23 protein-coding genes are annotated in these 24413 nt (G+C 63.2%); 13 read left to right on the top strand and 10 right to left on the bottom strand.

The features are described from left to right. Positions 1–652 precede the first annotated feature (652 nt). Together AC5O5R_RS26385 and AC5O5R_RS26380 are read left to right on the top strand one after the other, a co-directional pair. On the top strand, positions 653–928 hold the full coding sequence (locus AC5O5R_RS26385) for a type II toxin-antitoxin system RelE/ParE family toxin (protein WP_494515483.1): 276 nt from the start codon (positions 653–655) through the stop codon (positions 926–928). Between the two features lie 12 nt (positions 929–940). Beyond that, positions 941–1225 (top strand): HigA family addiction module antitoxin, encoded by a 285-nt coding sequence (locus AC5O5R_RS26380; RefSeq protein ID WP_172222584.1) that lies wholly within the window; start codon positions 941–943, stop codon positions 1223–1225. A gap of 4 nt (positions 1226–1229) precedes the next feature. Here the strand turns inward: AC5O5R_RS26380 and AC5O5R_RS26375 are convergent, their stop codons facing one another. Continuing rightward, positions 1230–3017 (bottom strand): monovalent cation:proton antiporter-2 (CPA2) family protein, encoded by a 1788-nt coding sequence (locus AC5O5R_RS26375; protein WP_494514855.1) that lies wholly within the window; start codon positions 3015–3017, stop codon positions 1230–1232. A gap of 241 nt (positions 3018–3258) precedes the next feature. Further along, the gene (locus tag AC5O5R_RS26370; RefSeq protein WP_494514854.1) at positions 3259–4233 is read right to left on the bottom strand and encodes a GlxA family transcriptional regulator; all 975 of its coding nucleotides are present in this window, start codon (positions 4231–4233) and stop codon (positions 3259–3261) included. A 179-nt stretch (positions 4234–4412) separates the two neighbouring features. Between AC5O5R_RS26370 and AC5O5R_RS26365 the strand changes: the two genes are divergently transcribed. Together AC5O5R_RS26365 and ycaC are read left to right on the top strand one after the other, a co-directional pair. After that, a complete protein-coding gene (locus AC5O5R_RS26365; RefSeq protein WP_172222597.1) occupies positions 4413–4775 on the top strand; it encodes a helix-turn-helix domain-containing protein in 363 nt (120 codons plus the stop codon). 71 nt (positions 4776–4846) lie between these two features. Next, positions 4847–5473 carry an isochorismate family cysteine hydrolase YcaC gene (gene ycaC, locus AC5O5R_RS26360; RefSeq protein WP_172222600.1) on the top strand — a complete coding sequence of 209 codons (627 nt, stop codon included), beginning with the start codon at positions 4847–4849 and terminating at the stop codon, positions 5471–5473. Positions 5474–5527: 54 nt separating this feature from the next. On the opposite strand, the gene AC5O5R_RS26355 is transcribed toward ycaC, so the two are convergent. Continuing rightward, entirely contained in the window at positions 5528–10576 is a 5049-nt protein-coding gene (locus tag AC5O5R_RS26355; RefSeq protein ID WP_494514853.1) for a trifunctional serine/threonine-protein kinase/ATP-binding protein/sensor histidine kinase, read from the bottom strand. A 238-nt stretch (positions 10577–10814) separates the two neighbouring features. Between AC5O5R_RS26355 and AC5O5R_RS26350 the strand changes: the two genes are divergently transcribed. Genes AC5O5R_RS26350 through AC5O5R_RS26340 form a run of 3 tightly spaced genes read left to right on the top strand, consistent with a single transcriptional unit; the run spans position 10815 to position 12673 of the window. Further along, on the top strand, positions 10815–11801 hold the full coding sequence (locus tag AC5O5R_RS26350; RefSeq protein ID WP_494511837.1) for a response regulator: 987 nt from the start codon (positions 10815–10817) through the stop codon (positions 11799–11801). Next, the gene (locus AC5O5R_RS26345) at positions 11798–12184 is read left to right on the top strand and encodes a response regulator transcription factor (RefSeq protein ID WP_172219317.1); all 387 of its coding nucleotides are present in this window, start codon (positions 11798–11800) and stop codon (positions 12182–12184) included. The genes AC5O5R_RS26350 and AC5O5R_RS26345 overlap by 4 nt, the downstream gene beginning before the upstream one ends. A gap of 51 nt (positions 12185–12235) precedes the next feature. Next, positions 12236–12673, top strand: coding sequence for a DoxX family protein (locus AC5O5R_RS26340; protein ID WP_172219315.1), 438 nt, complete (start codon positions 12236–12238; stop codon positions 12671–12673). Positions 12674–12775: 102 nt separating this feature from the next. Here the strand turns inward: AC5O5R_RS26340 and AC5O5R_RS26335 are convergent, their stop codons facing one another. Next, the gene (locus tag AC5O5R_RS26335) at positions 12776–14266 is read right to left on the bottom strand and encodes a YifB family Mg chelatase-like AAA ATPase (RefSeq protein ID WP_494511836.1); all 1491 of its coding nucleotides are present in this window, start codon (positions 14264–14266) and stop codon (positions 12776–12778) included. A gap of 255 nt (positions 14267–14521) precedes the next feature. On the opposite strand from AC5O5R_RS26335, the gene AC5O5R_RS26330 reads away from it, so the two are divergent. After that, positions 14522–16540, top strand: coding sequence for a DUF4034 domain-containing protein (locus tag AC5O5R_RS26330; RefSeq protein WP_172286943.1), 2019 nt, complete (start codon positions 14522–14524; stop codon positions 16538–16540). Between the two features lie 2 nt (positions 16541–16542). On the opposite strand, the gene AC5O5R_RS26325 is transcribed toward AC5O5R_RS26330, so the two are convergent. Continuing rightward, entirely contained in the window at positions 16543–16692 is a 150-nt protein-coding gene (locus AC5O5R_RS26325) for a hypothetical protein (protein WP_372242405.1), read from the bottom strand. Between the two features lie 13 nt (positions 16693–16705). Then, a complete protein-coding gene (locus AC5O5R_RS26320) occupies positions 16706–16969 on the bottom strand; it encodes an accessory factor UbiK family protein (protein ID WP_172219293.1) in 264 nt (87 codons plus the stop codon). A gap of 372 nt (positions 16970–17341) precedes the next feature. Between AC5O5R_RS26320 and glnK the strand changes: the two genes are divergently transcribed. The 5 genes from glnK (at position 17342) to AC5O5R_RS26295 (ending at position 21099) form a co-directional block, all read left to right on the top strand. Further along, on the top strand, positions 17342–17680 hold the full coding sequence (gene glnK / locus AC5O5R_RS26315; RefSeq protein ID WP_002555808.1) for a P-II family nitrogen regulator: 339 nt from the start codon (positions 17342–17344) through the stop codon (positions 17678–17680). Positions 17681–17727: 47 nt separating this feature from the next. After that, entirely contained in the window at positions 17728–19059 is a 1332-nt protein-coding gene (locus tag AC5O5R_RS26310) for an ammonium transporter (RefSeq protein ID WP_172219292.1), read from the top strand. A 428-nt stretch (positions 19060–19487) separates the two neighbouring features. Continuing rightward, the gene (gene sutA, locus AC5O5R_RS26305) at positions 19488–19817 is read left to right on the top strand and encodes a dormancy-specific transcriptional regulator SutA (protein WP_172286945.1); all 330 of its coding nucleotides are present in this window, start codon (positions 19488–19490) and stop codon (positions 19815–19817) included. A gap of 149 nt (positions 19818–19966) precedes the next feature. Next, positions 19967–20641 carry a hypothetical protein gene (locus tag AC5O5R_RS26300; RefSeq protein ID WP_172286946.1) on the top strand — a complete coding sequence of 225 codons (675 nt, stop codon included), beginning with the start codon at positions 19967–19969 and terminating at the stop codon, positions 20639–20641. After that, positions 20638–21099 carry a hypothetical protein gene (locus tag AC5O5R_RS26295; RefSeq protein ID WP_172286947.1) on the top strand — a complete coding sequence of 154 codons (462 nt, stop codon included), beginning with the start codon at positions 20638–20640 and terminating at the stop codon, positions 21097–21099. The genes AC5O5R_RS26300 and AC5O5R_RS26295 overlap by 4 nt, the downstream gene beginning before the upstream one ends. A gap of 167 nt (positions 21100–21266) precedes the next feature. On the opposite strand, the gene AC5O5R_RS26290 is transcribed toward AC5O5R_RS26295, so the two are convergent. The 4 genes from AC5O5R_RS26290 to dapF are packed head-to-tail and all read right to left on the bottom strand — an operon-like array spanning position 21267 to position 24412. After that, the gene (locus AC5O5R_RS26290) at positions 21267–21962 is read right to left on the bottom strand and encodes an HAD family hydrolase (protein ID WP_172286948.1); all 696 of its coding nucleotides are present in this window, start codon (positions 21960–21962) and stop codon (positions 21267–21269) included. Beyond that, positions 21959–22858, bottom strand: a complete 900-nt coding sequence (gene xerC, locus AC5O5R_RS26285) for a tyrosine recombinase XerC (protein WP_172219290.1) — start codon at positions 22856–22858, stop codon at positions 21959–21961. Before xerC ends, AC5O5R_RS26290 begins: the two co-directional genes overlap by 4 nt. Then, positions 22858–23568 (bottom strand): DUF484 family protein, encoded by a 711-nt coding sequence (locus AC5O5R_RS26280; RefSeq protein WP_172219288.1) that lies wholly within the window; start codon positions 23566–23568, stop codon positions 22858–22860. Before AC5O5R_RS26280 ends, xerC begins: the two co-directional genes overlap by 1 nt. Before the next feature lie 13 nt (positions 23569–23581). After that, positions 23582–24412 carry a diaminopimelate epimerase gene (gene dapF / locus AC5O5R_RS26275; RefSeq protein ID WP_172219286.1) on the bottom strand — a complete coding sequence of 277 codons (831 nt, stop codon included), beginning with the start codon at positions 24410–24412 and terminating at the stop codon, positions 23582–23584. Position 24413 lies beyond the last annotated feature (1 nt).

Below are 24413 nucleotides of genomic sequence, written 5' to 3'. Positions count from 1 at the left end.
CGACAGCGACCCGGTTAGCCTAGAGAGCAGGCCTTCCCCGGACAATCAGACGGATGTCGACACGGGGTGTAGGATAAATCCTTGGGATTGGCGGTGACGTAGGAAATGGTTCGCGGGGAAGTAGGACCTTGCTGAAAATTGGACGATCTTGTGATGGGTTTTTTGTGTCCGCGTAACGGCAGCGAGGTGATCGTCAGGAGATCGCAGGATGGCCTCCAGTTGTATGGCGATAGGTTTGTGGCGCCTGCGAAATCGAGCGCCGCCCGCGCGGCGCATCGCGGATAAATCCGCTCCTACATTTGTTGCAACGTGGCCATGCCTGTGAGGCCATGGTTGTCAGCCGGTTTGCAAGACTGAAGACCTGCGCCAAGGCTGGCAACCATGGCGTAACAGGTTCGGCACGTTGCAACAAATGTGAGCGGGTTTATCCGCGATGCGCCGCGCGGGCGGCGCTCGATCTCACAGGCGATATAATTCTCAAGGCATGCTTTTTGGGAAACCTCTGACATTGAAAACGGATGGCATGACGGGGCCAAGCAGGAAGGCCAAGCGCAAACTGGGCAACCCGGAAATCCTTCAGGTGTGCCCCCATGTTCCGTCCAAGTACAAGCTTGAAAAGTGTAAGGCATGACCTTACACTCAACCGTCAAAGATCAGAAGTTTCAGGCACAAGGGCCTGAGGCTGCTCCATCAGCAGGGTGACGCATCTGGCGTGCGTGCGGATCATGTCAATCGCTTGCGGCGTTTGCTTGCTTCCCTGGAGGTTGCACAAACGCCAGCAGACATGAACCGTCCCGGTTACCGCCTTCATCCTCTGCACGGAAAGCTGGATAGCTTTTGGGCAGTGAATGTTTCAGGTAACTGGCGTCTGGTGTTCCGCTTCTTGGGTACCGATGTGGAGCTTGTTGATTATTTGGACTACCACTAAAAGGCTTCAATCATGCCTATGTTTGATCCTCCCCATCCAGGGGAGTCCCTGCGAGAAGACGTGTTGCCTTCAATTGGCATGAATGTCTCTGAGTTAGCTCGTCACCTAGGTTATTCGCGGGGGCAGTTATCCACAGTACTCAATGGACGCGCCGCCATTTCTGCCGATCTTGCTTATCGCCTTGAGCTGGCGGGTCTCGGCCCTGCCAGGCAGTACCTTGCCGAACAGGCCGCTTACGATCTTTGGCAGGCTGCCCACCGTGAGCATCCTCAGATAGAGCGGTTAGTGTTCGCCTGACGACTTACCCCGCATCCGAATCAAACAACCGCTCCAACTCCACCCGCGCCTCCTTGGCCGTCTGCATCACCTTGGCCCGGTCATCACGCACCTGCCCCTGAGCCACCAGCACTTCTTCATCATGCTGGGTAAACCGCGCAATCCGGTCCGCCGCCTGTTCATCGCTCAAGCCCAGCCCCACCAAGGCCCTGCGGGTCATCTCCAGGCTGGAGTAGAACGTCTCGCGAATCGGCTCGGCACCCACATCCACCAGCTTGTGCACATGCTGGCGGTTACGTGCCCGGGCCAGCACTTTCAGGTGCGGGTACAGACGCTTGATGCGCTCCGCAGTGCGGGTGGCGACTTCGGGGTCATCGATGGTGATGACCACATACTCCGCCTCGCCCACCTTGGCGGCGTGCAGCACCTCCGCGCGCAGCGGGTCGCCGTAGAACACCGGCACCTGCTCGAACATGCGGGTCATCTCGATGGCATCCACCGAGGTTTCCAGGGCCAGGAACGGGATTTTCTGCGCCCGCAGGATGCGCGCCACAATCTGCCCCATGCGGCCCATGCCGACAATCACCACCCGAGGTGCATCGGTCTGGATCTGGGTGTATTGCTCAGGCACTTCCCGCACCGGCTGCGGGCGTTTGAGGGCGCGAGCGCAACCGAGCATCAGCAACGGAGTGATGGCCATCGACAGGGTGATTGTCATCAGCAGCAGGTCGTAGGTCTGGGTGTCGAACAGGCCCTGGTCCTTGCCCAGCTTGAACACCACGAAAGCAAACTCGCCACCGGCGGCCAGGACCATGCCCAGGCGCAGGGCGCTGGCGCTGTTCAAGCCACCGGCCAGGCGGCCGACGCCGAACAGAAGCGCCAGCTTCACCGTCACCAGCAGCAGGGTCAGGCCCAGCAGCACCAGCGGCATTTCCAGCAGCAGGCTAAGGTTGGCGCCCATGCCGACGCTGATGAAAAACAGCCCCAGCAGCAGGCCCTTGAACGGCTCGATCTGCGATTCCAGCTCGTGGCGGTATTCCGAGTCGGCCAGCAACAGGCCTGCCAGGAAAGCGCCCAGCGCCATGGAAATGCCGGCTTCTTCCATCAGCCAGGCGGTGCCGATCACCACCAGCAACGCCGTGGCAGTGGATACTTCCGGCAGACCGGTGCGGGCGACGGTGCGGAACACCGGGCGCAGCAGGTAGCGGCCGCCGACGATGACCACGGCGATGCTGGCGAATACCTTCAGCCCGTGTTGCAAGCTGTCACCATGGCTGGTGTCGGGGCCAGTGGCGGCCAGCAGCGGTACCAAGGCGATCAGCGGGATGGCGGCGATGTCCTGGAACAGCAGGATGGCGAAGGCCAGGCGGCCGTGCGGGGCGTTCAGCTGCTTGCTCTCGGCCAGGCTCTGCAAGCCAAGGGCGGTGGACGAAAGCGCCAGGCCCAGGCCCAGCACGATGGCAGCAGGCAGGGTCTGGCTGAAGCCGAACAGGGCGATGGCGCCGATGATCGCGCCGGTCAGCAGCACCTGGGCAGTGCCGACGCCGAACACCGACTTGCGCATCAGCCACAGGCGCTTGGGTGACAGTTCCAGGCCGATGATGAACAGCAGCAACACCACGCCCAGCTCGGAAATGTGCGCCACGCTTTCGGTGTCGCGGATCAGGCCCAGTGCCTGCGGGCCGATGGCGACGCCAGCCAGCAGGTAACCCAGCACGGCACCCAGTTGCAGGCGCTTGGCCAGGGGGACGGCGACGACGGCGGCGAGCAGAAAGATCACCGCGGTTTGCAGAAGGCTGCCTTCGTGTGGCATTGGCTCGTACTCCATGAGCTGCCGGGGCAGCGTTTGAACAGTTTGGCGGACAATTCTGGGGGCTGGGGTGGAGTCAGACAATCTGCCATCGGGGAGAAAGATTGTCCTGAAAAATGAGACAACCCGTGCTGGTCTCTTCGCGGGTAAACCCCCTCCAGGTACAGCGGAGCCTGCCAGGCAGGTGCAATCCCTGTGGGAGCGGCTTTAGCCGCGAAGAGGCCAGCACAGGAAAAACACTGACTCAGGCCTCACCAAACTGCGCCCGATACTGCGCCGGCGTCATGCCAATCCGCTCGCAGAACACCTTGCGCATATGCCGGTCACTGCCAAACCCGCACTGCGCCGCTACCACTTTCAGCGGCAGGTCGCTGCCTTCCAGCAGCTTGCGCGCGCGGTCGATGCGCGCATTCTGCAGGTACTGCAAAGGCGTGATGCCCACTTCGCGCTGAAAGGTGCGGGCGAAGTTGCGGCTGCTCATGGCCACCAGATCGGCCATTTTCTGCACGGTGAACACCTGCTCGATGTGATCGACGATGAACGCCTGCACCCGTGCGATCGGCGAATCGTCGCGCGGTACCGCCGCCAGCAGTGGCCCATAGGGCGTCTGCCCACCCTGACGATGGCGCGCAACCAGCAGCACCTTGGCCACTTCCAGTGCCAGCGCCTTGCCGTGGTCCTCCGCCACCACCGCCAGTGCCAGGTCGATCCCTGCAGTGATCCCGCCCGAGGTGATCAGGCAGCGGTCGATCACGTAGATCTGCTCGGTCTCGACCCGGGCATTGGGAAACGCCCGCGCCAGGCGCTCTACATAGTTCCAGTGGGTGGTGCAGCGATAGCCGTCGAGCAGCCCGGCACGGCCCAGCAGGAACACGCCGGTGCAGATCGCACCAAAGCGCCTGGCACTGCGTACGGCCTGCGGTAGCCAGCGCTCGATGCCGGGCAGCGCTATGTCATAGGCCCCCGGCCCACCGGGCACCAGCAGCAGGTCGACGGCCTCCGGCAGGTCATCCAGGCGCAGGTCGGCCAGTACTTTCAGCCCACAAGAGCTGCGCACTGCCGCTTGCCCCTCGGCCAGGGTGAGCAACCGGTATTGCCGGTCTGCAGGCAAAAAGCGGTTGGCGATGGCGAACGCATCCATCGGCCCTGTCACATCCAGCGACAGCACATCGTTGAACAGCACCATGGCCACGGTGCGGTAGGCGGGTTTTTCCTGCATGGCGCTTTTGCCTTTAATGCCGGCCGCCGCAGCGGCCTGTAGCTGAATACGAAACGCATCTTATGGTAACGGCAAAAGGGCCAGGGCCAGCAGTGCTCGATTAAGAACAATTCAGGTTTGGCTCAGGACTTTGTCATGAGTGGAAGGCGAGACTTTACTCATTGAACAGGAGAGTCGCCATGCACCCTTGGACGCCCCAAGAGCAGCAGCAAGCCCCTGGCGCACTGACGCCTGCGCGGTTACGTCAGGCCAAGGAACTGATGCTGCGCAGCTCGCTGTCGATCATCGAGATCGCCGGCGTGTGCAACCTTACCCGCAGCCATTTCTCCCGGGCGTTCAAGGTCAATACCGGGCTATCGCCCCAGGCCTGGCGCTTGCTGGCGCGCATGGAAAAGGCCAAGCGCCTGCTCGCCACCGAAGCACCGATCACGCATGTAAGCCTGGAATGCGGCTTCTGCGACCAGGCCCATTTCACCCGCGCCTTCAGCCGCCTGGTCGGCCAGCCACCGAAGGCCTGGCGCCAGGCGCAGGTCAATCCTTAAGCCTAATCTATCCACCGGTATAGCCCCCTGTGGGCAGTACCGGCCCGTTTCCCAACCCAAGGAGTCACCCCATGAGCCAACCCGATTACAAGCGCCTGAACAAAGACGACGCCGTGGTCCTGCTGGTGGATCACCAGACCGGCCTGATTTCGCTGGTGCAGGACTTCTCGCCCAACGAATTCAAGAACAATGTGCTGGCCCTGGGCGACCTGGCCAAGTTCTTCGGCCTGCCAACCATCCTCACCACCAGCTTTGAGCAAGGCCCGAACGGCCCGCTGGTGCCTGAGCTGAAAGAGATGTTCCCGGACGCGCCGTACATTGCCCGCCCCGGCCAGATCAACGCCTGGGACAACGAAGACTTCGTCAAGGCGATCAAGGCTACCGGTCGCAAGCAGCTGATCATTGCCGGTGTGGTCACCGATGTCTGCGTGGCTTTCCCGACCCTGTCCGCGCTGGCCGAAGGCTTTGAAGTGTTCGTGGTGACCGATGCCTCCGGTACCTTCAACGAAACCGTGCAGCAGGCGGCCTGGGCGCGCATGACCCAGGCGGGCGCGCAGATGATGAACTGGTTCTCGGTGGCCTGTGAGCTGCACCGCGACTGGCGCAACGACATCGAAGGGCTGGGCAACCTGCTGTCGCAGCGTATCCCCAACTACCGCAACCTGATGAACAGCTATTCGGCATTGACTGCCCGTTGATGTAAACCTGTTGCGGCCCCTGCGCGGGCTATTCCGCGAAGGGGCTGCAACAGGCTACGAATGGTTCACCGGCAACGTGAAGCTAATCCGGCAACCACCGAGGTCCGAGGCCAGCGCCTGCAGCTGTCCGCCATGGGCCTGCACCACCGAATTGCAGATCGCCAGGCCCATCCCCATGCCATCGTCCTTGGTGGTGTAGAACGCCCCGAACACCCGCTCGCGCTCGTCGGGCGCGATGCCCGGGCCGTTATCGTCGACGCAGATCTCCACCCTGTCGCCAGCGACCGACGAGGTAATGCGCAGCACTCCATCGCTGCGATATCCCGCCAGTGCCTCCAGGGCATTGGTGATCAGGTTGAACACCAGTTGCTGCAACTGCACCGGGTCAGCCATCACGCTGACCCCCGCCTGCAACCGCGTCTGCACGTCTACCGTGCCCTTGGCGGCATCGGCCGAAGTCAACCGCACCACCTGGCGTATCAGCTCGTCGGGCTTCATCGCCTTGAGCTGCATCGGCGCCTGTTTGGCCAGCGAACGCAGTGCACGCACGATGTTGGCCGCACGTTCGCTGTCGTTGCGGATGTCTTCCAGCCCGGCTATCGCCTCATCCAGGTCGGGCTTGCTGCGCTTCAGCCAGCGCAGGCTGGCCGCAGCGTTAGAGGCGATGCCCAGCAGCGGTTGACTGATTTCGTGGGCGATCGACGCCGACAGCTCGTTCATCACCTGCAGGTGCGCACTGCGTGCGAGCTCTGCACGTGAGCGGCGCAGCTCGGCCTCCATCTGCGCCCGGCTCTGGTTGTCTTCGGCCAGGCGGGTGTAGAACTTGGCGGTTTGCAGCGACACCGCGGCCTGCGAGGCAAGGATTTCCAGCATGGCCAGACGCTGGCTGCCGAACAGGTTCGGCACCAGGCGGTTTTCCAGGTACACCAGGCCGATCAGGACGCCCTGGATCACCAGTGGCAGGCACAGCACCGAACGGGCGTTGCGCGCCTGCAGTTCGTGACGGAAGGCCTCGGGGCAATCGTTCTGCGCATCGTTGAGCACCAGCGGCTTGCGGGTGCGCATGGTGGCGTTGATGATCGACAGCGGTGCCTGGGTCATGAACTTCTGGCAGTTGTCCATGCTCACGTGCAGCCCCGCATCGTCGATGTAGGCCAGGGCAGCCATCTGGAATTCGGCACCACTGACGATCAGCAAAGCGCCATGGTCGGCGCCGGAATGCTGGGTCAGGTGCCCCATCAGGGTTTCGATCAGGCCTTCGAGCAGCACTTCCTCGGACAGCGCCCGTGCCGCCTCGATGCCGGCCTCCAGGTCGAGCTTGGCCTGGTGGGTTGCGCGGTAGGTCTCCTGGATCGGCTGGGTGCGCAGAAACGGATGCAACGTCTCCAGCTGATGCACCTTGCCGGTCGCGCCCCAGATGTGAAAACAGTCCCGGGCGACCCGCAGGTGCAGGTTGGCACCCGAAATCAAGCCACTGGGAATGCATACCTCGGCCAGCTGTTCGTGGGCCAGTGCCTGTTCGTGGATGAAGCCGGCGGCGGTTGCGGCGATCTGGGCCTGGTCGAAGCAACGAATGGCGGCAAGGCCGTCGCCCTCCAGTTTGGCGATCACGCCCTCGATCAGCAGCAGCTTGTTGCGGAACGTGGCCGGGTTGAAACCGGCCCAATGGCCAAAGCGCTCACGCAGGCCCTGCAGCGCGTGCAGCTTTTCGGTCAAGCTACCAGGGGCCTCCGGGCTGCCCAGGGCCAGGCCGTGGAACAGGTGGTAGTCGGCCAGGTTGATATGCGCCGGTGCCGCCCAGGCGTGGTCTGCGGTTTTCGCCAGGTGCTGCAGGGCGTGGGGGATATTGCCCAGGTAGAACGCCGACATACCGGCAAACAGGTGGCGGAAGAACAGTGTGGTGGGCGAGTCGACTGGTACGGTCGAGACCGGGCAGGGTGTGCCGCTGAGTTCGGCAACGAATGCATGCTGGGCCTGCAGGATCTGTTCGACATCGTGGTAGCCATGGCGGCGCACGGTCGCCAGGCCTTGCGCCACCTCATCGGCAACGTCAGGCAGGTAACGGCCCATGAACAGCGAATCGGAAACCAGGTGATTGCAGGCGTAGCAGCTCATCGCCAGGTCGCCGCTCAGGCGCGCAGAGTCGACTGCCTCCAGCGCGGTGCGGCGAGCAAACTCCATGGGCGAAGTCCAGGCGCTGACCTGGTCCAGGGCCAGCAGCGCGCTGGTCAGGTCAGCCTCGAAGCCGTGGCGTTCGATCAGCTTGAGGGCGGCAAGGCAATAGGCATGGCCGTCATGATAGGCGCCGAAGCGCTGAGCAACCATTACCCCGAACCAGGCCAGGCCATATGTGCTGCCTGGCGCAACGCCATGCAGCAGCGACAGCTCCATGAGTTTGGCCAGGTGCAGGAAGCACAGGTCGTCCTGCACGAAGAACGATGACGACAGTGTCGCCAGCAGGCTGATGGCGACCGTTGCTTCCTCCGAATCGGTGCGTGGCAGCGACTCCAGGCAGTGACGACCCTTGTGCTCGATCAGGCTGAGCACATGGGCATGGCTGGCCTCCACGTGTTGCCGATCAACCCCGCGCGGCAAGCGGATCCCCAGCAACTCCAGGCCGCACATGGCGCTGCCGATTGCCGCCTGATAGTCACCACGCAAGGTCCACAGGCGTGCCTGCAGCCGACACACCCGTGCCTGGTCCAGCGGCGTGCGTGCGCGCTGCCGGCATACGCCGACCTGGGCCTCGGCCGCGCTCATGCGCGACAGTTGCATGTCGCACTCTGCCGCCATGCAGGCGATGGCAAAGCCATGGCTGGCGCGGCTTTGCAGCGTGCCGCCGTGGTTCAGTAGCTGGTCGGCCGTGTGCAGGTAGCTGACTGCCTGTGCAAAGGCACCGCTGTCGCGGGTGCGCGATGCCGCTTCGCACAAAAGCTGCAGGAACACTTCGCGGTCGTTCGCTGCAAACCCGCATGGGTCGGCGCTTTGCAGCTGGTGGGCGAGTTCGAACAGCACTTCGTGCAAATGCTCGGGCCAGGCCCCGAGCATGGCCTGGGCAATCTGCCCATGCAGCGAGGCACGCTCGGGTATCGGCGTGAGCTGGTAAGCCGCCTCCATTACCCGGTCATGGGCAAAGCCCAGGCCTTTCTGGCCAGGCAACAGGAAACCGGCGGCAATCAAGGCTTTCAACGGTTCGCCTGGTGGCTCTGCGAGGACCTGGTGGAGCAAGCCATCATCACATCGGTTGCCGGCCGCGCTGGCGACTCGCAGCACATCGCGTTGCGCCGCTGGCAGGCGTGTCAGGCGGTGGATCATCAGGTCGGCAACATTGTCGGCATAGCGGTGGCGGGCCACTGCCTGCAGGCACCACGACCAGCGCATGGCCTGGGTGTCGAAGTTGAACAGCTGGTCTTCGACCATGGCCCGGAGAATCTGGTTGATGAAAAACGGGTTGCCCGCGGTCTTTTCGTGCACCAGCCCGGCTAGCGGCAACGCTTGCTCAGGGCCGACGTGGTAGCGCTCGCCGATCAGTTCGGCTACCGCACCAACGGCCAGCGGACGCAGGGTCAGCGTGGTACTGCGCAGGGTTGCCGGCAAGGTGGGCATGGCATTGCCGACAGCCACATCGGTACGCCTGGCGAAGATCAGCAGCAGGTTGCCAGGCGGGTCAGCCAGTAGCTGAGCCAGCAGGCGCTGCGAGGCATCATCGGCCCACTGCACGTCGTCCAGGAACAGCACCAGCGGGTGGCCGGGGCGGCTGAACACTTGCAGGAACTCGACGATGGCCCGCAGCTCCTTCTGCAAGGCCAGGCGCGTGGGTTTCGCTGGCAGCTCGGGCAGGGGACCGAGGATCAACTGCAGGTCCGGTGCCAGCGTGCCGAGGAGCCGGCCGTGGCCTTTGATGCGGCGCAGTATCTCGCGCCGCGGGGCATCAAGGTCCTCGCTGCTCTTGGCCAGTAACTGGGTAGTCAGCGCGCCGAGTATCTCCACCCACGGCCCATACGGCACCGCTTGCTGCAGGCTGTTGCATCTGCCAGTTGCCCAATGGCCGGTGGCACAGGTTTTCAGCGTGGTTTCGACCAGGCTGGACTTGCCCATGCCAGCGGGGCCGTTGATCAGCAGGGCCTGCGGGGTGCTGTCGCGGCGCATGGCCCTGAGCAGCAGGGTGATGGCTTTCTGTTCGGCGTTGCGGCCATACAGGCGCTCGCGGCTGGGCGAGACCGGGTCGGCGCAACCGGGCTCGAAGGCCGGCAGGGTCCTGGTAGCGGTCCATTGCCGCTGACAGTGGCCCAGGTCTATCGCCAGGGCGCGGGCGCTCTGATAGCGAGCATCGGGTTCCTTGGCCAGTGCCTTGGCCAGGATCCGGCTCAGCGGCTGCGGCACGTTGCTCTCGACTTCGCAGGCGGCGCGCGGCTGCACTCCCGCATGCAGCTGACGCCAGTGCGGGGTGTCGCGCCCGGTCAGCGGCAGCTCGCCCAGCAGTAGCTGGTAAAGGATCGCGCCCAAGGCATAGATGTCACTGCGCCGGTCGCTGCTGCTGCCGTGCGGGCAGACCTGTTCCGGCGCCAGGTACGCCCAGTTGCCGAGCGGGGTGCCCTGTTCGCTGATCAACTGCGCCGGGTCGGCACGAAAGCAGCTCAGGCGCACCCGCTGGTTGCCCTGCAGGCACACATGCGCTGGCTGCAGGGCGCCATGCAGCACATTGCCTTCGTGGGCCAGCGCCAGGGCGTTGGCCGCGTTCATGGCAATATCGAGAAACGGCGCGAGCGCCAGTGGGCCGTTGGCGATCAGGTCGGCGACCGAGCGGCCGGCCGGGTACACCAGCAGCGGGCCTTCGGCGGAGCGTACGAATGCCGACGGGATGACCGCCCACTGCGGGTCCAGTTGCAGGCGGTAATCACGTTCCAGCCGCTGGCAGGCGGCAGGGGCTTCGAGCGGAGCGCGCACTGCAATCCAGGCTTGCTGGCTGGCGGGGTCGTGCAGACGAAAGTAGCTGAGTTCACCTTCCTGGCCCAGCGCGGTAATGTCGCAGCGGTTCAACCAGCCCTCATCGATCGACTGGTCAAAATCGATGGGCCTGTGGGCGAGGCGTTCATCGAGCATCGGGCACCCCTGCTAGCGACATCATGAGACGCGAGTATACGCAGCGCCCCCCCTGTGGATGCGGCTTGCAGCGCGCTTGGCCGTAACGGGCACGCCGTTGTCCGTTATCGCCCCCAGGCCTTTGCCGGGCGCTTGTATAGTCCTTGGGCCAACCTATCCCTCGGGATAATTGTCTGAATGCGTGCGCTGGCCTAGGCTGCCCGGGCTGCGCGAACGCCCGTCCCCGTGCGAGGAAGCCATGATCCGAATAGGTAATGCCCAGGTGTCGCTGGAGCGGCGAGAAGCGTTTCTCGACGGCAAGCCGATCGCGTTGGGCGGGCGTGCATTCGAGGTGCTGGCCACGCTGATCAAGGCCAAAGGCCGGGTGGTCGGCAAGGAGGAACTGTTCAGCCAGGTGTGGGCCGGCACGGTAGTGGAGGACAACAACCTGCAGGTGCAGGTGTCCTTGCTGCGCAAGGCCTTTGCCAATCACGGCCTGATCCAGACCGTGCCACGCCGCGGTTACCGCCTGGCCGCCGATATCAGCCTGGAAGTACCTTGCAAGGCTTTTGCTCAATCGCCGCTGTGCACCTCCACCCTGGAGCCGCTGGTCGACAGCACGCACGTGCCGGTGCTGGTAGTGGACGATGACCCATCGGTGCGCACGGCGCTGGGCCGGCTGCTGCGCGCCCAGGATATCCCGCATCACCTGTTCGCCAGTGCCGAGGCGCTTTTCGATGCGCGCCTGGAAACCCCCTACGCCTGCCTGCTGCTGGACATGCATCTGCCCGGGACCAGCGGCCTGGAGGTGCAGGATGCGCTGCGCCAACTGGCCCTGCCGTGGCCGATCGTGTTCATGACCGGCTTCGGCACCATCCCGATGACGGTCCAGGCCATGCGTGCCGGTGCCGTGGAGTTCCTGACCAAGCCTTTCGACGAGGACCAGTTGCTGGCACTGCTGCAGGCGGTGCGCGCACGGGCTGTGGTCGATGGACGCAAATGGCGCCACGCGCGACAGGTCGAGGACAAGTACCAGCGCCTGACTCAGCGCGAGCGCCAGGTTTTCTCACTGGTGGTCGATGGCCTGTCACACAAGCAGATCGCCAAGCAGATTGGCACCAGCGAGGTGACGACCAAGGTGCACAAGAAGAACATCATGAACAAGATGCAGTCCCGCTCGCTGGTTGAGCTGGTGGCCATGCACCAGGTGATCGGAGCACGGCCTGAAGGCCTGGGCGGCGCATGAACAGATGGGTGTGCATCGTCGACGACGATGCTTCGGTGCGCAAAAGCCTGGCCAACCTGCTGCGCTCGGCCGGGTTCGAAACCTTGCCATTTGCCGCAGGAGAGGTGTTTCTGGCCTCGGAGCTGGCGCCACAGGCGGGCTGTGTGCTGCTTGATTTGCGGATGCCGGGGATGAGTGGTCAGCAAGTGCAGCATGAGCTGATTCGGCTGCAATGGCGTTTACCGGTGATCTGCATGTCAGCGCATTGGGAGGAAGGCGCAGTACGCGCAGCCATGAGCCTTGGCGCCTTGGCCTGCCTGGGCAAGCCTTTTCCCGAGGAAGTGTTGCTGATGGTGGTTGAAGAGGCGCTGGCATCCAGCTCAGCACACCTGCGCAATCAATAGGCTGCCAATCAGGCAATGCTCACGTGTTGATCGATCAGCGAGACCATTGCCATGCCACGCCTGAAGTTTTTCCTCGACCCTCAATCTCCGACCCTGACCGCCACCGGCCTGCTGTTCATGCGGGTGATGGCTGCTGTGCTGCTGCTTTCAATTCATGGCTTGCCCAAGTTGCTGCACTGGAGCGATGAGTTGCAGCGCATCGAAGATCCCTTTGGGCTAGGGCCTTCGCTGACGTTGGGGGTGGCAGTATTCGCCGAGGTGGTATGCCCGTTGCTGCTGCTGTTGGGGGTCGCTGCCCGCCTGGCTTGCCTGCCGGTGCTGGCGGTTTTGCTGGTGGCGCTGGTGGTGGTGCACCCGGACTGGACGCTGGAGCAGGGGCAGTTTGCCTGGTTGCTGGTGGCGCTTTATGGCGGGTTGGCGGTGACCGGGCCTGGGGGGTATTCGGTTTCGGGGTATCTTTGGGGTAAGAGGGGGGCGCGGCAGGGCTGACAGGTGCTTGGCGCTGCATATCTTGCGGCAAGCACCTGTCAGCCCTCACGCGATTCCCTATGGCTAGCTTGTCGGCGATGGGCTACAGCGCATCCCCGCCACCTAACTGCTCCCCGGCCGATACTGCAAAGCCTCGGCCAGATGCCCCCGGGCAATCGCTTCGCAGCCTTCCAGGTCCGCCAGCGTGCGCGCCACCTTCAACAACCGGTGCGCTGCCCGCAACGACAAGGTCAACCGCTCGCAGGCACCTTCCAGCCAGAGCTGGTCCGCCGCTGCCAGGCCACAATGGCGGCGCAACCCCTCCAGGTTCAGGAACGCATTCGCGCAGCCTTGCCGCCGTTGCTGCACCTCCCGCGCTTCAGCAACCCTGGCGGCAACATCGGCACTGGTTTCACCACAAGGCTGGTGGTTCAGCGTGGTGCTCTCGCGGGCCACGGTCAGGTGCAGGTCAATGCGGTCCAGTAACGGCCCGGACAACTTGTTGCGATACCGCGCGATCTGTTCGGTGCTGCAACGACAGCGGCCAGTCGGGTCGCCCAGGTACCCGCAAGGGCACGGGTTCATTGCCGCTACCAGCTGAAAGCGTGCCGGAAAACGCACCTTGTCACGCGCCCGGGCAATCACGATCTCGCCCGACTCCAGCGGCTCGCGCAGCACTTCCAGCACCCGCCGTTCGAACTCAGGCAGCTCATCCAGAAACAGCACGCCATGGTGGGCGAGGGTGATCTCACCCGGTTGCGGTCGGCTGCTGCCACCCACCAGGGCCGGGCCAGACGCGGAGTGGTGCGGGTGACGAAACGGCCGCTGTGGCCAGCTGTTCAGCGGAGCGTGCCCACTGACCGACTGGATTGCCGCCACTTCCAGCGCCTCGTGCTCGTCCAGTGGCGGCAGCAGCCCGGGCAGGCGGCTGGCGAGCAGGGTCTTGCCGGTGCCAGGAGGGCCGGTGAACAGCAAATTGTGAGCCCCGGCCGCCGCCAGCAGCAAGGCCCGCTTGGCCGCCAGCTGGCCCTGCACTTCGCTCAGGTCCGGGTAGGGACGTGGATGCAGGATCAAACCATTGGCTGCGTACGGTGGCAGTGGTACCTGGCCGTTAAGGTGGGCGACCAGTTCCAGCAGGTGACCCACCGCATACACCACCAGGCCACTGGCCAGGCTGGCTTCCTCGGCATTTTCCCGTGGCACCACCAGCGCCCGACCGGCTTCGCGCGCCGCCAGAGCCGCAGGCAACACGCCCTGCACCGGGCGTAACTTGCCAGACAACGCCAGTTCACCGAGGCATTCGACATCGACGAGGGTGGCAATTGGCACCTGACCATCGGCGGCAAGAATGCCCAGGGCGATGGCCAGGTCATAGCGCCCGCCATCCTTGGGCAGGTCGGCGGGGGCGAGGTTCTGGGTAATGCGCCGCTGCGGGTAGTTCAGCCCGGAGTTGACGATGGCGCTGCGCACCCGGTCCTTGCTTTCCTTGACCGTGGTTTCCGGCAGGCCGACCAGGGTGAGATGCGGCAGGCCGTTGGTCAGGTGGGTTTCGACACTTACCGACGGTGCCTGCACGCCCACCTGGGCGCGGCTGTGGACGAGTGCTAGGGACATGGACGCTCCGTTGTCGCTAAAAAGGCCGCTGCCTGCGGGTGGGGCAAGGATAGCCAGCGCGTCAGAGCCAGGCGCAGGAAGTGTGCGACGTGGTTTTACAGGGCAGGTTTTTTCCCTGTGATTTCACTGGAGCCGACTAAAATGGATCCAATTAACTTTGCGCAGCCGCCAGGTATGGCTTAGTGTTGTTGGGCAACGGCGGTTGCCATGGGATGGCACCGCAGCTTCTTCCAAATGGACTTGAGGTATTGCTCCGTGCAAACGCTCACCCGCACGCGCCAGGTCATCCGCGAACTGGCGGACGCCCGTGCATTTGTTGAACTCAACCGTTATTTCGACAGCCTCGAAGCGCAATGGCGACAGGCCCCGAACGGGGAGTTTCCTGCCTACCTGAGTGCCCTGGAAGGGCACATGCTGGTCGACGCCGAGTGCCAGGGCGGCAAGGCCATGAGCCAGGTGCTCAAGGCCTGGATGGATGCCTGCCCCAAGGCTTACCACCCACAGGTGGTGATGGGCTGGCACTGCCTTCAGCGCGCCCGCCAGGTGCATGGCAATGGCCAGCGCAACGCCGCAGCCGCGCTAGCCGTCGAACAAATCTGCGAAACCGCTGCCGCACACTTGGTGCGTGCCATGGACCGCTCAGCCCAGCCAGTGGCAGCGCTTGTGGGCATGCTCCATCTCAGTGCGCGGTTTGCTGAGCCTGGGTGGTTGATCGAACTGTTTCAAGGCCAGCCCGCGCGCTACCGGCCCAGTGCCCAGGCGGACGTGGAAGTGCAGGAGGCTGCGGCGCCGTTGCTGGTGAAGCATGGGCTTTTGCCGCTGGCCGAACTACCGAAAGCGCTGCCGACCTGTCTGGGCAGGCGGGTCGATCACGAGAACGAGGACCCTCGCTATTACTGGTTGCGCCATGCCCTGGTCGCTCGCCCCGGATGCTTTGAAGCGATCCAGGCCCTCGCCATTTCCCTGTCCCCCCGCTGGGGTGCGAGCCCTGACGCGATTGAACTGCTGGCCAATGGGCCATTGTGCGAAACCTGGGACGAAAGCCTGCGAAATGCGCTGCGCTGGATACCCATCGAAGACCGGCTGACGCTACCCCATACCGATCAGTTGCAGGCAGTTGCCGATTGGCAACAGGTGCTGGATGCTTGGTCACAACGCCTGCTCCGGCCCAGGGAAAGTGCGGTAGTGCTGGCGTGGCGGGGCGCCTTGCGCAGCCATGCGTTGCAGGATCACCCGGGCGCCATGCGCGACTTCGCCGCAAGCTTTGCGAGCAATGCCGACCATGGTGCCATCCCCGCAATGGGCGCGCCCTTTCGCTGCCTGGTCGAGCTGATCCTGCGCGACGGCATGGCTGACGAAAAACAGCTGCTGCGCACCGCCATCGAGCGCCTGAGTGAAGGTCGCTCGCATGCTGGCGCCTGTGCATTACGCGCTGCCGGCCACCACTTTGGCTTGTGGGGGTTGCCACGCTCGGCCGAGCAGGCGTGGGCATGGCTGCAGATGGCCGTGAAACGCCAGTGCGCGGGCCAGGCGCCGGGCTTCGAGGTGCTGGAGGTGGCGCGGCTGCTCTGGGCTGCCAATCGGCATGAAGTGGCCTGCTACCTGTATGAGCGTTGCGCCCAACTGAACCTGCCAGGGGCGGCCTTGGGGCTGTATGAGCTGCACCGAGGTGGCATGGGGAATACACCACAGCACTACCTGGATGAGCAAACGGCAGAGTACTGGCTGCAGCGTGCGGTCGCGGCGGGCAGCCGCCAGGCCAAGTACAACCTGGCTTGCCTGCGTATGCATGGCGATGAGGACCTGAACGAGCGCAGCGCCATGCTGGCAGTCCGGCGCCTGCTGGTCGACGCGCTGGGCAATGCGCAGACCAATGCCCGCGCTCGCTTGCACCTGGGGATTCTTTTGCGCCAGTTTGGCGAGGCGCAGGAGCCGGCCGAGGCGGTGGCCTACCTGTCGAGCCTGGTCGAGCACCCGGACCCATGGATCGCCGGGCGTGCCAGCGCCGAACTGGCGCTGGCCTGGATGCAGGGGCGCGGTACACGCAAGCAAAGCCGCTTCGCCGCTATCGAATGGGTCAATCGTGCGGCCACCTTGCAGCCAGGGGATTCGACCATCGAGGATATTCAAGCCGAAGTCCTCAATTCGCATAACCGCGTGAGGACCCTGGTCACCCAGTGCGGTGCTGCACTGTTCCGTGGCACCCTGCATCCCAGTGAGTTACCGCCAAGACAGCCACCATCCGCGCCGGAACGCCTAGGAGCCTCGGCCTGATCTCAGGGCCTGGCGCCGAGGATGATGTGCGAGGCCTTGATCAGCGCCGTGGCTTTCACGCTCGGCGCCGGTCCCAGCCCCTGTACCGCTTCGCGGGTGACGATGGCATGCACCTCGATACCGCCGGCCGGCTTCAGCTCATGCTGAGGCACTCCTTGTCGATTGCTATTCCTTGCCGCCAGGCGCCATCCGCGCTTCCAGCTCGGCGACCTGCTGCTCGAGGGCTTCCAGGCGTGCACGGGTGCGGGCCAGCACGACCATCTGGCTGTCGAATTCATCGCGGCTGACCAGGTCCAGCTTGCTGAAAGCACCTTGCATCAGCACCTTGAACTGGCTTTCCAGCTCTGCACGGGGCTGGGCGGTGTCGCTGCTGAACAGGCGCGAGGCCTGGTCACTCAGGGCGTCGAGAAGGGCTTTAGGCGCGAGCATGAGGCTGTCCACTGAAACTGGGAAATGGCCGGCAGTGTACCACGGGCAATTGCGCTGCCCAGGCTGGCGCGGCTGCACATAATTCGCGCAATGCGGGCTGCTGGTGCGCACCAACTTCGTGCATGTTTTACATGCTGGCGACTGGCCAAGTCCGCCGGATTCACATAACCCCCTGATTTTCGACGCTTTGGCAGAACTGGCAAGGTTTCTGCAAACACCTTTGCGAGCCATGCACTGATGCAGTTCCTTGTGACCAGGCAGTGCGCACGCAGAGCCACATGCCGACGACGCGTTACAAAGCCAACCGCTGCGCTTAGACTTGAGACGGGTTTGTTTTCCTGGGGCAAGTCCACCAAATCGGGAGAGAGTTTCATGAAGCTAGTCACAGCCATCATCAAGCCGTTCAAGCTGGACGACGTGCGCGAGTCACTGTCGGAAATCGGCGTGCAGGGCATCACCGTCACCGAAGTCAAAGGCTTCGGTCGGCAGAAGGGCCACACCGAGTTGTATCGCGGTGCTGAATATGTGGTCGATTTCCTGCCCAAGGTGAAGATCGATGTCGCCATCGATGACAAGGACCTTGATCGGGTAATCGAAGCCATCACCAAGGCAGCCAACACCGGCAAGATCGGTGACGGCAAGATTTTCGTGGTGAATCTGGAGCAGGCGATCCGTATCCGTACCGGCGAAACCGATACCGACGCGATCTAAGCAGCAAAAAAAGCCTCACCAAACCCAACGCCCCAGGAGAAAACAACATGACTCTGCGTAAGATCGCAGGGCTAGGAGCCCTATTGCCCCTCGTAATGCCCGGGCTTGCCCTGGCAGAGGAGGCTGCCCCAGCGCTGAACTCCGGCGACACCGCCTGGATGCTGACTGCAACGGCGCTGGTGCTGTTCATGACCATCCCGGGCCTGGCCCTGTTCTACGGCGGCATGGTGCGTTCCAAGAACGTGCTGTCGGTGATGATGCAATGCTTTGCAATCACCGGCCTGATGAGCATTCTGTGGGTCGTCTACGGCTACAGCATGGCCTTCGATACCACCGGTATGGAAAAGGGCGTGCTCAATTTCAATTCCTTCGTCGGTGGCTTTTCCAAGGCATTTCTCAGCGGCGTCACGCCCGACAGCCTGACTTCGGCCACCGCGCTGTTCCCGGAAGCGGTGTTCATCACCTTCCAGATGACCTTCGCCATCATCACTCCGGCGCTGATCGTCGGTGCCTTCGCCGAGCGCATGAAGTTCTCCGCGATGCTGGTGTTCATGGGTATCTGGTTCACCCTGGTGTACGCGCCAATCGCGCACATGGTCTGGAGCGGCGACGGTGCACTGATGTGGGACTGGGGCGTGCTGGACTTCGCTGGCGGCACCGTGGTGCACATCAATGCCGGTATCGCAGGCCTGGTCTGCTGCCTGGTGCTGGGCAAGCGCAAAGGCTACCCGACCACCCCGATGGCGCCGCACAACCTCGGCTACACCCTGATGGGCGCTGCCATGCTGTGGATCGGCTGGTTCGGCTTCAACGCAGGCTCTGCTGCTGCCGCCAACGGTACTGCCGGCATGGCCATGCTGGTGACCCAGATCGCTACCGCCGCTGCGGCACTGGGCTGGATGTTTGCCGAATGGATCGGCCACGGCAAGCCGAGCGCCCTGGGCATTGCCTCGGGTGTGGTTGCCGGGCTGGTCGCCATCACCCCGGCTGCCGGCACCGTGGGCCCGATGGGCGCTCTGGTGATCGGCTTGTCTTCGGGCGTGATCTGCTACTTCTGCGCTACCAGCCTCAAGCGCAAGCTGGGTTATGACGACTCGCTGGACGCCTTCGGCGTGCACGGTATCGGCGGCATCGTCGGCGCCATCCTCACCGGTGTGTTCGCAGCCCCGGCCCTGGGCGGCTTTGGCGCCGTGACCGACATCGGCATGCAGGTCTGGATCCAGGCCAAGGGCGTGCTGTTCACCGTGGTCTACACCGCCATCGTCACCTATGTGATCCTCAAGGTGCTGGATGTGGTGATGGGACTGCGGGTCAACGAAGAAGAAGAGTCGGTCGGCCTCGACCTGGCTCAGCACAACGAACGCGGCTACAACCTGTAACTGCGACGCGGTAAAAACTTGCCCGGCTTGCCGGGCATTTTTTTGTCAGATTTTCGGCATTTCCTGCACGGCAAACGGTTTATTCGGCACGTTCGCGACGTAGGTAAAAAACTTACAACTTGCAGTGCAATTATGGAGCTTTGCTTTTTCCACGGGCGCGCTAGAATGCGCGCCGAAGGGTGCTTGCGAGTAGTCCGCACACTTCGCCAGCCTTTGCTAGGCTTGCCAGTAGCGAGTGGCCAGCAGGGGCTAATGGATTTGTCAGGTCCTGCCAGGAGCAGGGCCTGCTGGGTGCCGCCTCCCATCCCGGGTGCCGACCCAAGGGCAGTGGCCTAACCCACGGCCAGTTGAATTTTCACTGGTGGCTGCCGGTCTACGGCTGCACTGGTCTATAACTAACCTGCTTTTCGCAAGTCATGAGGTAGAACATGAGCGACGACGATCTGGAAAATGATGACCTCGAAGTAGGCGACGACGACGAGGCTGATGAAGGCCTCGAAGCGGCGGCTGACGATGGCGCCGAAGATGCTGGCGACGACGACAGCAGCCCGGCACCCGCTGCCAAGGGCAAATCCAAGGCGGCCGTCTCGGTAGACGAGATGCCGAGCATGGAAGCCAAGCAGAAAGAGCGTGATGCACTGGCCAAGGCGATGGAAGAATTCCTTTCCCGCGGTGGCAAGGTGCAGGAAGTCGAGGCCAACGTGGTCGCCGACCCGCCCAAGAAGCCGGACAACAAATACGGCAGCCGCCCTATCTGAGTGGCTGCTCGCAAAAAAGCCCGCCGTCGCTGCGGGCTTTTTTGTGCCTGTCGAAAACCTGCCGAAATTTCCTACGATAAAAGCAGATTCGTCTGCTAGATCATTTTGTCCGACCTAGGCAAGCATCGCGGATCGAGCCTGGAGGATTTATGGACAAACTCGTTCGCCGTCGTGAGTTGCGTAAGGAAGACATTTCTAAAGTGGAGGATCCTTTTTTTGCCAGGGGGGAAGTGGAGCGTGCCCTCATGGGGCGGAGGCACCTGTGCGGTGAAGCGGAATTTCTGAGAAGCTGTGGCATCACTTCTGGGCGAGAGCTATCAGAGCACGATCTCAAGGTGGCACTGGAAGAAATCAGAAACGGCAGCTGGCTATTTTTGACCAACAATCCATTCAGACCCATGAGACTAGATGGTCACTTAGGCACGACACAGTGCTTTCCTGTTTCAGATAAGCTGAAAAGGCAACCTGATTACGAAAAAGGCTCCGGTAAGTGGCGTACTATCGATATCGATTATGACGGGTTGAAGAACACGTTCGCCATCTTGCAAAACCGTCTTGGTTCGCTGGGTGATGAGGGCCGCCTTTTCGGCTCGGAAAGCAAGGATTATGACAACACCTTTCGGGTCGTGACCCAGCAATGGGTTCCTCTTGATAGTCATGATGATCATTTAGCATCACGCTCAGCCATTCATCGCTATGGCAAACTACGGGGCATCACGCAACGGTATCTGGAGGGAGAGGATAAGTGGCAGATCAGTGGAAAATCTTGGCACTGGCAACCTGTTCTTCCTTTTGAAACCTACGAGCACCGAGAAAAGAAATGATGTTCGTAGCACAAAACAAAGAGCGCTGGGTGTTGAGGCTATGGGGCGGGCTGGACGCCCTTTATGTATTGCTCTATGTCGCAGGCAGTATTCGGCGTGGGCATCTGCCTGTAGTTACCGATCTGCAGAGGATGCTGGGGTTTTTGGCCGAACAAGGCTTGCTCACCATGGTGTTGATGGTGATGAATGTGTTTTTACAGGTCTCGATCATTTTCAGTGCCGTGTTTTTTCTTGGCAGTCGAAAGGTGGGAGTCTACGTGGGCCTCGCGCAAATACCGTGGCGTCTGCTGTTCGCTGTGCCGTCGCTTTCGGTACTGTTGATCTGGGCCGGTCTGGTACCTGAATACAACAGGTGGCTGATGTTCTGCGCAATTGTCCTCTCAGAGCTGATCAAGGGTGGGACGCTATTGTGGCTGCTACGCCGCCAACGAAGGCGTCACGTGGTTGCTCGTAGCTGACAAAAAACCGCAGTCGCTGCGAGTGTCTTGTTCTTTTCGATTTTGTGTTTTCTGTGCGAGCCTCTTCGCGGGTGAACCCGATCTCACAGGCTCAGCACTGGCTGAAGGTTCTGCGCGATCCCTGTGGGAGCGGCTTCAGCCGCGAATGGGCCGCGCAGCGGCCCCTGTCAGCGCCAGCGCGAAAGGACGTCGGGCAGCTGCGACAGACGCTGGATCTCGGCATCCGGTGCCTGTTCACCAGCCCAGGCCTTGCCTTGTGGGTTGTACCACACTGCCCGCAACCCGGCGCGCTGTGCGCCGGCAATGTCATCGCCGGGGTGGTCGCCGATGTGAACGGCGGCGCTGGCGTCCGCGTCCCCGCGGCGCAGGGCTTCCAGGAAAGGCGCCGGGTCTGGCTTGCCGATGCCAAGGTCCTCGGCACACAGGGCAAAGCTGAAATAGTCCGCCAGCCCCAGGCGGCTCACATCGGCATTGCCGTTGGTGACCACGCCCAGGGTGTAGTGATGGCGCAGAATCTCCAGCACCGGCTGCACTTCAGGGAAAATCTCCACCTGGTGGCGGGCATGCAGGAACACTTCGAAGCCTTCATTGGCCAGCTCCAGCGCCTGCTTGCTGCTGTAGCCGACTTCTTCCAGGGCGTGCAACAGCACGCGCCGGCGCAGGGCGCTGATGCGGTGCTTGAGGCCGGGCTCGGCCTGCACCAGGCGCTCGCGAATGGCAAACAGGTGCTCCACCGGTACGCCGCCAAGGATCGGGGCGTTGGCTTCCAGCCAGTCGCGCAGCACGACTTCTGCGCTGGCAATCACCGGCGCGGTGTCCCACAGCGTATCGTCGAGGTCGAAGGTGATCAGCTTGATGCTCATGAGTCTGTGCCTTTGCTGCGTTTAGCCCGGGGGTGGGCACTGTCGTACACCGCCGCCAGGTGCTGGAAGTCCAGGTGGGTATAGATTTGCGTGGTGCTGATGTCGGCGTGGCCGAGCATCTCCTGTACCGCACGCAGGTCCTGGGACGATTCCAGCACATGGCTGGCGAAGGAATGGCGAAGCATGTGCGGGTGCAGGTGCTGGCCCAGCTCACGCTCGCCGGCCGCCTTTACCCTCAGCTGGATGGCCCTGGGGCCCAGCCGGTTGCCCTGACGGGTGATGAACACCGCACCGTCACGAGGGTTGCCGATACCGCGCAGGCGATACCACGCCTGCAGCGCCTCGCGGGCCTTGCGGCCAACCGGCAGTACGCGTGCCTTGCCACCCTTGCCCAATACCTGCACCAGGCCGCCGGCGAGGTCGAGGTGTTCAAGGTCGAGGTTGGTCAGCTCGGACAGGCGCAGCCCCGACGAGTAGAACAGTTCGAGGATGGCCTGGTCACGGCGGGCGATGAAGTCGTCGTCGACGCCGCCATCGAGCAGTTGCAAGGCCCGGTCGGTGTCCAGCACCTTGGGCAGCCGCCGTTCACCCTTGGGCGCGCTCAGGCCGCTGGCCGGGTCGTGCTGGCACAGGCCTTCGCGGTTGAGGTAACGGTACAGCCCGCGCACTGCCGACAGCAGCCGCGCCAGGCTGCGCGACGACTGGCCGTGGTGGTGCAGGCGCGCGATCAGCTGGCGCAGCTGCTGGATCTGCAGCGCCTGCCAGCCGGCAATACCGTGTTCGTTGCAGTAGGCGATGACCTTGTCCAGGTCGCGCCGGTAGCCCAGCAAGGTGTGCGCCGACACCTGGCGCTCGTTGCGCAGGTGTGCGCAATAAGCCTCCAGCTGGCGTTCCATCAGCGTACCGAGCGCAGGGTCTGGGTGACACGTGGTACAACGCGGCCGAGCACTTCGGCGATATAGCCGAGGAACAGCGTGCCGACGCTGCTCTTGTAGTGTTGCGGGTCGCGGCTGCCGATCGCCAGTACCCCGTGCAGCCCTTGGTACTCAAGGGTCGCCACGGCGCTGGAGCCCACTTCACGGCGCTGTTCTTCGCCAAACAGGAAGGTCAGTTCGTGTTCGCGCAGGTTGCCGCTTACCGTCTTGCCGCCGCCCAGCAGGGCACCAATGGCCTGCTGCGCCTCGGCGTTGCTGACCCAGCGCCCGACCGGTGCGACGTTGTCGCCGAACAGGATCAGGCTGACGAAGGGCACCTGGAACTCCTGGCGCAGGCTGTCTTCGACTGCCATCACCACTTCTTCAAGGCTGGCGGCATCGAGCAGGTCGAGAATCAACCGGCGGGTCTTGTCGAACAGCCGGTCGTTGTCGCGCGCCACGTCCATCAGTTGCGACAGGCGATGGCGCATTTCGATGTTGCGGTCGCGCAGCAGCTTCAGCTGGCGTTCCACCAGCGACACGCTGTCGCCACGCTGGTGCGGAATACGCTGTTCAAGCAGCAGCTCGTCATGCTCGGCGAAGAAAGTGGGGTGGGCGCGCAGGTAGGCGATCACCGCTTCGGCATCGAGCTCGGCGGACTGCTGGGGTACAACCTGTGGCTGATCGGTCATGGCGGTTACTCGCTTAGAGACGAACCTGTCCTTCGTAGACGCGTACGGCCGGGCCGGTCATCAGCACGGGCTGGCCGGGGCCGGCCCATTCGATGTGCAGGCGGCCACCGGGCAGGTCGAGGGACACCGGGGAGTCCATCCAGCCCTGGCTGATTGCCGCCACGGCGGCAGCGCAGGCGCCGGTGCCGCAGGCCTGGGTTTCACCCGCACCGCGTTCCCAGACGCGCAGGTTGGCGCGGTGGCGGTCGACAACCTGGAGGAAGCCGGCATTCACCCGCTGCGGGAAGCGTGGGTGGTTTTCGATCTTTGGGCCCAACTGGTGCACGGGGGCGGTATGCACGTCGTCGACACGCAGCACGGCATGCGGGTTACCCATGGACACAGCGGCGATCGAATGCACTTGCCCGTCGACTTCCAGTGGGTAGTTCAGCGCCTGCTCATCGGCGACGAAGGGGATTTCGGCAGGGATGAAGCGCGGCGGGCCCATGTCGACGCTCACCTGGCCGTCGTTCTGCACGTCCAGGGTGATGACGCCGCTTTTGGTTTCCACGCGGATGCGCTTTTTCGCGGTCAGCCGCTTGTCCAGCACGAAGCGGGCAAAGCAGCGTGCACCGTTGCCGCATTGCTCGACCTCGGAACCGTCGGCGTTGAAGATGCGGTAGCGGAAGTCCACTTCGGGATTGTTCGGCGCCTCGACGATCAGCAACTGGTCGAAACCGATACCGGTGTGGCGGTCACCCCATTGCTTGGCGTGCTTGGGCTGGATGTGCGCGTGCTGGCTGACCAGGTCGAGGACCATGAAGTCGTTGCCCAACCCATGCATCTTGGTAAAACGCAGCAGCATG

It is taken from the genome of Pseudomonas sp. 8_5_2 (assembly GCF_059295255.1).
The sequence above is the reverse complement of the archived record's forward strand: the minus strand, read 5'-3'. Positions and strand labels throughout refer to the sequence as shown.

What these genes read in the sequence shown, in the direction of transcription:
- sutA (WP_172286945.1), top strand. Translation starts at nt 19,488, where the DNA reads ATGAGCGACGACGATCTGGAAAATGATGACCTCGAAGTAGGCGACGAC.
- AC5O5R_RS26320 (WP_172219293.1), bottom strand. Translation starts at nt 16,969, where the DNA reads ATGCTCGCGCCTAAAGCCCTTCTCGACGCCCTGAGTGACCAGGCCTCG.
- ycaC (WP_172222600.1), top strand. Translation starts at nt 4,847, where the DNA reads ATGAGCCAACCCGATTACAAGCGCCTGAACAAAGACGACGCCGTGGTC.
- AC5O5R_RS26290 (WP_172286948.1), bottom strand. Translation starts at nt 21,962, where the DNA reads ATGAGCATCAAGCTGATCACCTTCGACCTCGACGATACGCTGTGGGAC.
- xerC (WP_172219290.1), bottom strand. Translation starts at nt 22,858, where the DNA reads ATGGAACGCCAGCTGGAGGCTTATTGCGCACACCTGCGCAACGAGCGC.
- AC5O5R_RS26345 (WP_172219317.1), top strand. Translation starts at nt 11,798, where the DNA reads ATGAACAGATGGGTGTGCATCGTCGACGACGATGCTTCGGTGCGCAAA.
- AC5O5R_RS26350 (WP_494511837.1), top strand. Translation starts at nt 10,815, where the DNA reads ATGATCCGAATAGGTAATGCCCAGGTGTCGCTGGAGCGGCGAGAAGCG.
- AC5O5R_RS26365 (WP_172222597.1), top strand. Translation starts at nt 4,413, where the DNA reads ATGCACCCTTGGACGCCCCAAGAGCAGCAGCAAGCCCCTGGCGCACTG.
- AC5O5R_RS26340 (WP_172219315.1), top strand. Translation starts at nt 12,236, where the DNA reads ATGCCACGCCTGAAGTTTTTCCTCGACCCTCAATCTCCGACCCTGACC.
- glnK (WP_002555808.1), top strand. Translation starts at nt 17,342, where the DNA reads ATGAAGCTAGTCACAGCCATCATCAAGCCGTTCAAGCTGGACGACGTG.
- AC5O5R_RS26335 (WP_494511836.1), bottom strand. Translation starts at nt 14,266, where the DNA reads ATGTCCCTAGCACTCGTCCACAGCCGCGCCCAGGTGGGCGTGCAGGCA.
- AC5O5R_RS26370 (WP_494514854.1), bottom strand. Translation starts at nt 4,233, where the DNA reads ATGCAGGAAAAACCCGCCTACCGCACCGTGGCCATGGTGCTGTTCAAC.
- AC5O5R_RS26295 (WP_172286947.1), top strand. Translation starts at nt 20,638, where the DNA reads ATGATGTTCGTAGCACAAAACAAAGAGCGCTGGGTGTTGAGGCTATGG.
- AC5O5R_RS26355 (WP_494514853.1), bottom strand. Translation starts at nt 10,576, where the DNA reads ATGCTCGATGAACGCCTCGCCCACAGGCCCATCGATTTTGACCAGTCG.
- AC5O5R_RS26375 (WP_494514855.1), bottom strand. Translation starts at nt 3,017, where the DNA reads ATGCCACACGAAGGCAGCCTTCTGCAAACCGCGGTGATCTTTCTGCTC.
- AC5O5R_RS26280 (WP_172219288.1), bottom strand. Translation starts at nt 23,568, where the DNA reads ATGACCGATCAGCCACAGGTTGTACCCCAGCAGTCCGCCGAGCTCGAT.
- AC5O5R_RS26300 (WP_172286946.1), top strand. Translation starts at nt 19,967, where the DNA reads ATGGACAAACTCGTTCGCCGTCGTGAGTTGCGTAAGGAAGACATTTCT.
- AC5O5R_RS26380 (WP_172222584.1), top strand. Translation starts at nt 941, where the DNA reads ATGCCTATGTTTGATCCTCCCCATCCAGGGGAGTCCCTGCGAGAAGAC.
- dapF (WP_172219286.1), bottom strand. Translation starts at nt 24,412, where the DNA reads ATGCTGCTGCGTTTTACCAAGATGCATGGGTTGGGCAACGACTTCATG.
- AC5O5R_RS26310 (WP_172219292.1), top strand. Translation starts at nt 17,728, where the DNA reads ATGACTCTGCGTAAGATCGCAGGGCTAGGAGCCCTATTGCCCCTCGTA.